We start from the raw sequence: 10,107 nt of genomic DNA, 5'->3' as shown, positions 1-10,107 counted from the left end.
ATCCGGAACATGACGCGTCACACCGTGGCCCCGAAAGGACAAGGCGGCCGGGGGGCCTTCCACCGGATCGCCGACGCGGTGCGCGCCGCCGCCCCCGGCGACGTCGTGGTGATCGCCCCGGGCACCTGGACCGAGGCCGTGGTGCTGGACCGTGCCGTCGTGCTCACCGCCGAGCACGGCCGGGGGAGCGTCGTGCTGGCCGCGCCGCCGGGGGACCGGCCCGCGCTGACCGTCGACGGGCCGGACTGCGCCGTGCACGGCGTCACCGTGTGGGGCGCCGACGACGGGGCCCCCGCGATCGCCGTCTCGCCCGGTGCCGGGCTGGTGCTGGAGGACTGCGCCGTCGAGGGGGGACGCGTCCAGGCCCGCGGTCCGGAGGACGAGGAGAGCGGGACGACCGCCCTGATCATGCGGCGCTGCCGCCTCGAGCGCGCCCGGCTGGCCGGCCTGCACCTGGCCGGGGCGGTCCGCGCCCGCGCCGAGGACACCAGCGTCACCGGCGTGGACGGCACGGGCGTCGTGCTCTCGGGAACGGCCCGGCTGGAGGCGGCACGCCTGCGGCTGGACCGTACGACCGGTTCGGGCATCCGGCTGCGCGGCAGCGCACGTCTGCGGCTCTCCGACTCCTCGCTGACCGGCACCGGACGGGCCGGGCTGCTGCTGGAGGAGGCCGCCGAGGCCACGGCCGGCGAACTGCGGATCGAGTCGCCCGGCGCGGCCGGTGTGCACGTCACCGGCACGGCGCGCGCCGAGCTCACCGACTGCCGGATCCGCGGGGCGTCGGCCAGCGGGGTCGTGGTCCAGGACAACGCGGTGCTCGACGCCAACGGCTGCGCGGTCGCCGACGCCGGGGCCAACGGGCTGCTGGTCACGGGCGCCGCGCAGGCCCGGCTCGCGGACTGCCGGATCGACCGCAGCGCCTTCAGCGCGGTCCACCTTTCCGGCTCCGCCACCGGACGGCTGACCGACTGCCTCGTCCGCGACGGGGCCGAGCACGGCGTCCACGCGGCGGGCGAGGCCCGTCTCGAACTCGCGGACTGCGGGATCAGGAACGTCGCGATGACCGGCGTCGCCGTGGCCGAGCAGGCAGTGGCGACGGTCACCGGCTGCCGCATCGACGAGGTGGCGACGGGCATCGGTGTCGGCTCCACCTCGGAGAGCCGGGTCGAGCACACCACGGTCACCGGCACCAGGGACATCGGGGTGCAGGTCGCGACCGGAGGCACCGCGGTCCTCACCGGCATCCGGATCACCGGGGCGGGCGCGGCGGGCGTCGTCGTCGACAAGGGCGCCGAGGCCACCGTCGACGGCGGCTCGGTGGAGGACTGCGCCGGCTCCGGCGTCGTCGTGTGGACCGGGGCCCGCTCCACGGTCGTGAACCTGCGCATCGACCGGCCCGCCAAGAACGGCGTCTTCCTCGCCGAGGGCTCCACCGGCACCTTCACCTCCGTCGAGGTGTCCGGCTCCGGCTTCCCCGCGCTCCACGTGGGCACCGGCGCGGACCCCGTCTTCCGGCACTGCCGGATCCGCGACTGCGCGGACGCGCTCGGCACCGACGAGGGCGCGGCCCCGGAACTGGACGACTGCACCGCCGACGGCGTCCCGCTGACCCTCGGGGGACCCGCGGCCGCCCCGGTGGCGCCCGCGGCCCCGGGCGCTCCCCCCGCACCGCCGGCCGTGGGCACGCGTCCCGCGGCCGGCGCCGACGACCGGGACGTGCCCGAGGAGAGCCTGGAGGACCTGCTGGGCGAGCTGAACGCCCTCGTCGGCCTCGACCGCGTCAAGCACGACGTCGGCTCGCTGGTGAAGCTGATGCAGACCGTCCGCCGCCGCGAGGAGGCCGGACTGCCCGCCCCGCCGCTCAGCCGGCACCTGATCTTCGCGGGCAACCCCGGCACCGGCAAGACCACCGTGGCCCGCCTCTACGGCAGGCTCCTGAAGGCCCTCGGACTGCTGCGCGAGGGTCACCTGGTGGAGGTCGACCGTACGGCCCTGGTCGGCGAGTACGTCGGCCACACCGGCCCCAAGACCACCGCCGCGTTCAACCGCGCTCTCGGCGGTGTGCTCTTCATCGACGAGGCCTACACCCTCGCCCCCGTCGGCGCAGGCAACGACTTCGGCACGGAGGCGGTCGCCACCCTGGTCAAGCTGATGGAGGACCACCGCGACGACGTCGTCGTCATCGCCGCCGGATACCCCGGCGACATGGACCGCTTCATCAGCTCCAACCCGGGCCTGTCCTCCCGCTTCGGCCGCACGCTGCTCTTCGAGGACTACGCGGCGGACGAACTGGTCTCGATCGTCGAGTACCAGGCCGCGGAGCACCAGTACGAACTCACCCCCACCGCCCGCGAGGAACTCACCCGCCTGTTCGAGGTCCTCCCGCGCGGGGAGGGCTTCGGCAACGGCCGCTCCGCGCGCCAGATGTTCCAGGAGATGACCGAACGGCAGGCGCAGCGCGTCGCCGAACTCGACGACCCCACCGCGGACCAGCTCATGGCCCTGGAGGTCCACGACCTCCCGCGGCCCGCGGTGCACGGCTGACCGCCCGGCCCGCGGGCGAGCGTCGCGGCGGGCTCAGTCGCCGGGGGCGGGAGGCGCGGCAGTGGTCAGGCGCGCCTCCATCGCGTCCCGCCCCTGAAGTCGTGCGCCCCGATCGGGGCCGCACCACTGTGTGACATGAGAACGCGCACGTCAACGCGGATTCGGGGCGTCCTACAGATCCAGCACCAGGTCGGTGCGCGGCTGCGAGCAGCAGATCAGGGCGTTGCCCGCGGCCGGTTCGTCGACGGGCTCGGGGGCGTACCCGACGCCGCCGGTCAGGACCGGGGTCTCGCAGGTGTGGCAGACCCCGGTGCGGCACGACCAGCGGGTCGGCACGTCGCACGCCTCGGCGAGTTCGAGGAGCGAGCCGTACCCAGGGTGCCAGGGGACGCTGAGGCCGCTGCGGGCGAAGGACACCGACGGCCCGGTCGGCTCGCCGGGCGGGGCGGCGGGCGGGTGCGGGGCGCGGGCCGCCGCGCCGACCACGCCCGGGTTGATCGAGGACAGCGCGCCGAAGGTCTCCATGTGGATGCGGTCCTCGGCCAGTCCGCCCGCGGCCAGCGCCTCCGCCATGTCGTCCATGAAGGCCTGCGGCCCGCAGACGTAGGCGTCCGCGTCCGGCGGCAGTTCCAGCGCGGCGATGCGGGCCGCGTCGAGCCGGCCGGCCCCCGTGTAGTCCGCGCCCGCGCGGTCGCTCTCCCGGGGCCTGCTGTACGCGATGTAGGCGTGCGCGCCCGCCAGCCGCCCCACCAGGGCCCGGGACTCCGCGGCGAACGGATGGCTCTCGCCGTCGCGCGCCACGTGCAGCCACCACACCTCGCGCCGGCCGCAGGCGTCGGCGAGCGCGTACAGCATCGCCATCACCGGCGTGGCGCCCACTCCCGCGGACAGCAGCACCACCGGCGTGTCGCCCTCCCCAAGGACGAAGGTGCCGCGCGGCGCGGCGACGTCCAGCAGGTCGCCCTCCCGTACGTGCCGCCGCAGGAAGCCGCTGCCCGCTCCGTGCGGCTCCTGCTTGACGCTGATGCGGTACTCGGCCGCGCCGGGCCGCCCGGACAGGGAGTAGGTGCGGATCAGCGGCGGCCCGTCCGGGTCCGGCCGCATCCGTACGGTGAGGAACTGGCCCGGCATCCCGGCCGGCAGCGGGCTGCCGTCCTGCGCGGCCAGGGTCAGCGAGAAGATGCTGCTGCTCTCCTCCCGCACGCGGGCCACCCGCAGCGGGCGGAAGCCCGGCCATGCCGGGGGAGGGGCCGCGGCCCCCGTCAGCCCGGGGTTGCCCGCGGTGCCGCCGCCCTCCGCCGGGCTGTCGAGCAGCGCCCGCATCGACGCCTGCCACCCCGGGCTCAGCGCGGGGATGCGCAGGGCACGCTCGACCTGGTCGCGGGGGTGCCCGGGCAGGTACAGCAGCGCGTCGATCTCGGCGACGGTCATGGCCTCCGGCCCCGTCCCGAGCTTGACGATCTCGTCGCCCGCGGTGACCTCGCCCTCCTCGAGCACCCGGAAGTAGAAGCCGGGGCGCCGGTGGGCCACGAGCAGTGCGGCCATCCGGGGCTCCGCCATGCGCATCCCGACCCGGTAGCAGGTCACCCGCGGCTGCGTGACCTCGAAGACTGCGCCGCCGATGCGGTACCGGTCGCCGATGCACACCTCGTCGTCGGGCAGCCCGTCCACCGTGAAGTTCTCGCCGAACTGGCCGAAGGTGAGGTCGTCCCGGCCCAGCTCCCGCTGCCAGTGGCGGTACGAGTCCAGCTGGTACACCAGCACCGCCCGCTGCTCGCCGCCGTGACCGCCGAGGTCACCCTGGCCGTCGCCGTCGATGTTGAGCCGCCGGACCATGCGCGGACCCGAAACCGGGTCCTTCCAGACACCCGTGTACGTCGTCCGGCCCTGCCACGGCACGTTCTTGGGCTTGCCGACGCTGACGGCGACCAGTGTGGCCATGCGCCATCTCCCTCGTAGCGCGACCCCCGCCTCCCGGCCACGCTATTACGCCCGCCGTGCCGCGCAACCCGGCCGGTCCCGGCGGGCCCACCGCCCGGCGCGAGAAATCCGGCCCCGAGCGGGATTGCGGGCGGGCACGACGGTGTTGATCCACGCGACAGCGCCGGACCCGATGGACGGAGACCCGCACCACCCATGTCCACCACCGTTGATCACGCGCATCCCGCGGAGGCCGGGGGCGAGCCCGCCCGGGACGGCGTACCCGCCCTGGACAACCCCGTGTGGGGAGCCCTCACCGGCCCGCACGCCCGCTTCGCCGAGGTCTGCGGCCGTGCCGCCCGCTACCGGTCCGACGTGTCCCTCTTCGCGGGCCTGTCCGACCCGGCCGACCCGGCGGACTGGGCCGATCTGGCCAAGCTGCTGGGCCCCGGCGGCACCGCCCTGGTCACCGGTTCACCGGTGATCCCCGACGAGTGGGAGGTCATGGAGGGCGGCGAGGGCGTGCAGATGGTCGACACCGCACTCCGCGCCGAGCACGCCCCGGAGGCCGTGCGGCTCGGCGCCGGCGACGTCGACGACGTCATGGACCTGGTCGCCCGCACGCGGCCCGGGCCCTTCCTGCCGCGAACCCTCGAACTCGGCACGTACCTGGGCATCCGGGAGAACGGCCGGCTGATCGCCATGGCCGGGGAGCGCCTACAGCCGCCCGGCTGGACGGAGATCAGCGCCGTGTGCACCGACCCGGACCACCGCGGCCGCGGTCTGGCGACCCGGCTGGTGAGCGCCGTCGCCGCGGGCATCAAGGAGCGCGGCGACACCCCGCTGCTGCACGCGGCCGCGAGCAACACCAACGCGCTGCGGCTCTACGAGTCGATCGGCTTCACTCTCCGCCGCCGGACCCTGTTCCTGCTGGTCCGCGCGCCGGGGGCCCGGGCCTGAACGGCGACGGTCCGCTCCCGGTCCTCGCCGTCAGGGGCGGGGCCGCGGGGCGGGCCGGTACGCCTCCGGCCCGTGCGCCCGGCGACCCGGCGGCCCCGGACCTCAGGCGTCGGCCGCCAGGCACACCACCGGCACGCGCTGGACGAGGTTGTTGGCGAAGCCGCCACGGTTCCAGGGCTGTTCCAGCGGCTGGGTGTGACCCTCCGCGTCGGTGGCGCGGACGCTCAGCACGTGGTGGCCGGGCGTGGCGTCCCAGGTGGTGTGCCAGTGCCGCCAGGCCCAGGGGTGGCCCTCGTCCCCGAGTTCGGCCGCGTGCCAGGTGCGGCCTCCGTCCGTGCTCGTCTCCACGCCGGTGACGGGCGCCCGGCCGGACCACGCCCTGCCCTCCAGCCGCTGCGGTCCCGGCCGCACGACCCGGGTGCGCGTCATGAAGTCGGGGAAGCCGGGCGGCACCATGAGCGCGCGCGGCGCGATGCGGGTCACCGGCTCACCGGGCTCGTCGGGCTCCTGCCGAAAGCGGTAGGCGACGGCCTGCTGGAAGCCGGTGAACAGGGTGTCCGTGAGCGTGATGTCGCACAGCCACTTCACATGCGCCATGCCGTACCAGCCCGGGACGACCAGGCGGACGGGGTGGCCGTGCTGGGGCGGGAGGGGCGCGCCGTTCATGGCGTACGCCACCAGGACCTCGGGGTCCTCGGCGGTGGCGTCGGCGACCGTGAGCGAGCGCTGGTAGTCCTGCTCGACCCCGCGCTCCACGCCGTGGTCGGCGCCGGTGAAGACCGCCTCGACGGCCTCGGGCGCCACGCCCGCCTCCCGCAGCAGCGTGCGCAGCGGCACACCCGTCCACTCGGCCGTGCCGACCGCCTCGTTCAGCCAGGGCTGGCTGACCGGGCGCGGGGTCAGTCCGGCCCTGCCGTTGCCGGCGCACTCCATGGTGACCCGGTGCGTGACCGCCGGGTAGCGGCGCAGGTCGTCCACGGACAGTTCCAGCGGCGTGCGGACCTTGCCGCCGACGGTGAGCCGCCACGTCGCGGCGTCGGCCGGCGGGATGTCGAAGTGGACCAGCACATAGTGCAGGCCGGGTGGTGTGACGTCGTAGCGCAGGGCCTCCAGGGGCAGTGCGTGGTTGCGGGCCGCCAGGCCCAGCTCGTCCATGCCGATGCCCTCGGCCGGTTCGGCCAGCCGGGACGCGGCGCTCACATGCGCGATGTTCGGATCATCCACCCCACCAGTGTGGCGGGCGGTTCCCGCCAGGTCACCGCCGGGCACGGTCGAGCAGTGCCCGCAGCACCGGGCCCCGCGGCGACTCGCGGGGCAGCGCGCGCAGCGCCGCCCGCAGCAGTTCGACGTCGTCGTGGTTGCCGGGCCGGTCCAGCCAGTCGAGCAGCAGCCGGGCGTCGCCGCGGTCGCGCAGGGCGCGGCGCAGCGCCCAGTCGAGTTCCTCGCGCGCGTCGACGATGGCCGGGGCGTCCGAGCCGGGCAGCAGCGCCCCGGGGTAGCGGGCCAGGGCCCGGCGGTGTGCGCCGCGCGCGAGGAGGGCGCGGACCTCGTCGGCGTCCGTGGCGGCCGGCAGCAGCAGCCGGTACGGGCGCGAGCCCAGCACCTGCGGGCCGAGCAGCCTGCGCAGCCGCGACATCTCGGCGCGCATGGTGACCCGCGCCGACTCGTGCTCGTGCAGCCGCGCCGCGAGCGCGTCGGCGCCCAGCCCCCGCGGATGCCGGGCCAGCAGGAAGACGATCTCCGAATGCCGCGGACTCAGTTCCACCGTCCCGTACGGAGAGGTCAGGCGCGCCCGGTCGCGCGCCAGCACCTCCAGGCGGGCCCCCGCCCCCGATGTCCCCGAAGCGCCAGGCGCCCCCGGTGCCGGGGCCGCCGGCAGTACGCCGCGCAGCCGCAGCAGCCGTAGCTCGGCCTCCGCCGCCGCCACGGTGGCCCGTACCAGCGCCAGGGCGTGCGGCGCCGCGATGTCGTCGCCGCCGGTCAGGTCGAGCACGCCGATCACGGCGCCGGTGTCCGGGTCGCGGACCGGGGCGGCGGAGCAGCTCCACGAGTGCACCGGGCGGATGAAGTGCTCGCCCGCGTAGATCTGCAGGGGCCGCCCGAGCGCGACCGCGGTGCCGGGTGCGTTGGTGCCGGCCGCGTCCTCCGCCCACTGCGCGCCCTCGACGAAGCCGATCCGTTCGGCCCGTGCCGCCAGCCCCGGCGTGCCCTCGACCCACAGCAGCCGAGCGTGCTCGTCGCCGACCGCCACCAACTGGTCGCTGTCCTGGGCCGGTTCGACGAGCAGGCTGCGCACCACGGGCAGCACGGCCGCCATCGGATGCTGCCGCCGGTAGTCCCGCAGTTCCGCGGCGCCGAGCCCGGGCGAGCGGGGCCCGTCGGCCTCCGGGTCCACGCCGCCCCTGAGCGAGCGCTGCCAGGAGTCACGCACGACGTCGCGCACCGGCCGTGGCGGACGCCCCGTCGACAGGAACTCCTCGTGGGCGCGCGCCACGTCCCGCCGCAGGAGGTCCGGATCGGTCCCCGGCGGCCAGGCCGCGTAGGACGCCGCGTACGTGACAGTCATGGCCGTCCCCGGGAGTCGGCACGGACCGGTGCCCGGCGGCACCGGGTGGGGTGCCGCCGAGTGTAGTTCCGTGGTGGCGCTCCGCCGCAACCCTGTTGCAACCTTGTGCCCCCTACGGTCCCCCCAACCGCCGTCCGCGACGGAGCGGGCGGCTCGCAATGGGAGGCCGCCCCATGACCCGGTACGCCAACCCCGGTTCCGACGACGCGATCATGAAGTACCAGTCCCGCTACGACCACTGGATCGGCGGCGAGTACGTGCCGCCCGCCCGCGGCGAGTACTTCGCCAACCCGACCCCGGTCACCGGCGAGATCTTCACCGAGGTCGCCCGCGGCACCACCGAGGACGTCGACAGGGCCCTCGACGCGGCCCACGCCGCCGCGCCGGCCTGGGGCCGTACGTCGGTGACCGAGCGGGCCAACGTCCTGGGCAGGATCGCGGACCGCATGGAGGCGCACCTGGAGGAACTGGCCGTCGCCGAGAGCTGGGAGAACGGCAAGCCGGTCCGGGAGACCCTCGCCGCCGACATCCCGCTGGCCATCGACCACTTCCGCTACTTCGCGGGCGCCATCCGCGCACAGGAGGGCAGCCTCGCCGAGATCGACGAGGACACCGTCGCCTACCACTTCCACGAGCCGCTGGGCGTCGTCGCGCAGATCATCCCCTGGAACTTCCCGATCCTGATGGCGACGTGGAAGCTCGCCCCGGCCCTCGCCGCGGGCAACGCCGTCGTCATCAAGCCCGCCGAACAGACCCCGGCCTCCATCCACTTCTGGATGAGCCTGATCGCCGACCTGCTGCCTCCCGGCGTGGTGAACATCGTCAACGGCTTCGGCGTCGAGGCCGGCAAGCCGCTCGCCGCCAGCCCGCGCGTCGCCAAGGTGGCCTTCACCGGTGAGACCACCACGGGCCGGCTGATCATGCAGTACGCCTCGCAGAACCTGAAGCCCGTCACCCTGGAACTGGGCGGCAAGAGCCCCAACATCTTCTTCGACGACGTCTCCAGCGCCGACGACGACTTCTACGACAAGGCGCTCGAGGGCTTCACGATGTTCGCCCTCAACCAGGGCGAGGTCTGCACCTGTCCGTCCCGCGCGCTGATCCAGGGCGGCCACTACAACGCCTTCCTCGAGGCGGCCGTCACCCGCACCGAGAAGATCGTCCAGGGCCACCCGCTGGACGTCTCCACCATGATCGGCGCCCAGGCCTCCAACGACCAGCTGGAGAAGATCCTCTCCTACTTCGACATCGGCCAGCAGGAGGGCGCCAAGGTCCTCACCGGCGGCGAACGCGCCGAGCTGGGCGGCGAACTGGCGGGCGGCTACTACGTCCGGCCGACCATCCTCGAGGGCGACAACCGCATGCGCGTCTTCCAGGAGGAGATCTTCGGCCCCGTCGTCGCCGTCACCTCCTTCGGCGACTTCGACGACGCCATCGCCACCGCCAACGACACCCTGTACGGTCTCGGCGCCGGTGTGTGGACCCGCGACGGCAGCACCGCCTACCGCGCCGGACGCGCCATCCAGGCGGGCCGCGTCTGGACCAACTGCTATCACGCCTACCCGGCGCACGCCGCCTTCGGCGGCTACAAGCAGTCGGGCATCGGCCGTGAGACGCACAAGATGATGCTCGACCACTACCAGCAGACCAAGAACCTCCTGGTCTCCTACTCCCCGAGGAAGCTCGGCTTCTTCTAGGCCGCGCCTGTCTCGCCGGCCGCCGTCGCGCGGGCGGACCTCGCCGGTGTCGGGCCGGCCGGCGAGGTCCAGGCCGCGGGCCGGGTCGCGGGTCCACACGGACGCCGCGGCGGCCTGCGGGACTCCGCCTGCCGGTGCCACGACATCGTCCAGGTCTTCGGCCCGCGGCACGGCGGGCGGCGGGCCCGCGCGCCGACGCGCGGCCGAACGGCGGGTGGACGCACGCCCGTTGACCGGGGCCGGGGGGCTCGTCAGGCGTGCGTGCGGCGGACGCAGGCGGCGGCCATGTCGCGGAGGCTTCCGGTGCGCCGGAGCAGGTCCCGCTGGATCTGGGCGCCGTTGCCGGTCTTGAGGAGTCCGGCGAGGGCGTCCTGCGCGGGGACCAGGTCGCCGTTGTCCTCCAGGGCGTCGCGCACGTGG

At 75.0% G+C, this 10,107-nt stretch carries 6 protein-coding genes; 3 read left to right on the top strand and 3 right to left on the bottom strand.

The window, feature by feature from the left end; translation table 11 throughout:
* Positions 1-9 precede the first annotated feature (9 nt).
* The gene (locus PV342_RS30340; RefSeq protein WP_500319468.1) at positions 10-2,544 is read left to right on the top strand and encodes a right-handed parallel beta-helix repeat-containing protein; all 2,535 of its coding nucleotides are present in this window, start codon (positions 10-12) and stop codon (positions 2,542-2,544) included.
* A gap of 171 nt (positions 2,545-2,715) precedes the next feature.
* Here PV342_RS30340 and PV342_RS30335 read toward each other — a convergent pair whose 3' ends face one another.
* On the bottom strand, positions 2,716-4,485 hold the full coding sequence (locus PV342_RS30335) for an MOSC domain-containing protein (protein WP_500319466.1): 1,770 nt from the start codon (positions 4,483-4,485) through the stop codon (positions 2,716-2,718).
* A 195-nt stretch (positions 4,486-4,680) separates the two neighbouring features.
* On the opposite strand from PV342_RS30335, the gene PV342_RS30330 reads away from it, so the two are divergent.
* Positions 4,681-5,424 (top strand): GNAT family N-acetyltransferase, encoded by a 744-nt coding sequence (locus PV342_RS30330; protein WP_500319464.1) that lies wholly within the window; start codon positions 4,681-4,683, stop codon positions 5,422-5,424.
* Positions 5,425-5,526: 102 nt separating this feature from the next.
* Here PV342_RS30330 and PV342_RS30325 read toward each other — a convergent pair whose 3' ends face one another.
* Together PV342_RS30325 and PV342_RS30320 are read right to left on the bottom strand one after the other, a co-directional pair.
* Positions 5,527-6,579 (bottom strand): sulfite oxidase, encoded by a 1,053-nt coding sequence (locus PV342_RS30325; protein ID WP_500319529.1) that lies wholly within the window; start codon positions 6,577-6,579, stop codon positions 5,527-5,529.
* A gap of 100 nt (positions 6,580-6,679) precedes the next feature.
* On the bottom strand, positions 6,680-7,990 hold the full coding sequence (locus PV342_RS30320; protein ID WP_500319462.1) for an AfsR/SARP family transcriptional regulator: 1,311 nt from the start codon (positions 7,988-7,990) through the stop codon (positions 6,680-6,682).
* A 173-nt stretch (positions 7,991-8,163) separates the two neighbouring features.
* Between PV342_RS30320 and exaC the strand changes: the two genes are divergently transcribed.
* Positions 8,164-9,687 (top strand): acetaldehyde dehydrogenase ExaC, encoded by a 1,524-nt coding sequence (gene exaC / locus PV342_RS30315; protein WP_400803785.1) that lies wholly within the window; start codon positions 8,164-8,166, stop codon positions 9,685-9,687.
* Positions 9,688-10,107 lie beyond the last annotated feature (420 nt).

Source organism: Streptomyces sp. PA03-3a (assembly GCF_033792735.1).
Taxonomy (GTDB): domain Bacteria; phylum Actinomycetota; class Actinomycetes; order Streptomycetales; family Streptomycetaceae; genus Actinacidiphila.
Note: the sequence above shows the minus strand (reverse complement) of the source record. Positions and strands in the feature narration are given on the sequence as shown.

What these genes read in the sequence shown, in the direction of transcription:
- PV342_RS30340 (WP_500319468.1), top strand. Translation starts at nt 10, where the DNA reads ATGACGCGTCACACCGTGGCCCCGAAAGGACAAGGCGGCCGGGGGGCC.
- PV342_RS30335 (WP_500319466.1), bottom strand. Translation starts at nt 4,485, where the DNA reads ATGGCCACACTGGTCGCCGTCAGCGTCGGCAAGCCCAAGAACGTGCCG.
- PV342_RS30330 (WP_500319464.1), top strand. Translation starts at nt 4,681, where the DNA reads ATGTCCACCACCGTTGATCACGCGCATCCCGCGGAGGCCGGGGGCGAG.
- PV342_RS30325 (WP_500319529.1), bottom strand. Translation starts at nt 6,579, where the DNA reads ATGGACGAGCTGGGCCTGGCGGCCCGCAACCACGCACTGCCCCTGGAG.
- PV342_RS30320 (WP_500319462.1), bottom strand. Translation starts at nt 7,990, where the DNA reads ATGACTGTCACGTACGCGGCGTCCTACGCGGCCTGGCCGCCGGGGACC.
- exaC (WP_400803785.1), top strand. Translation starts at nt 8,164, where the DNA reads ATGACCCGGTACGCCAACCCCGGTTCCGACGACGCGATCATGAAGTAC.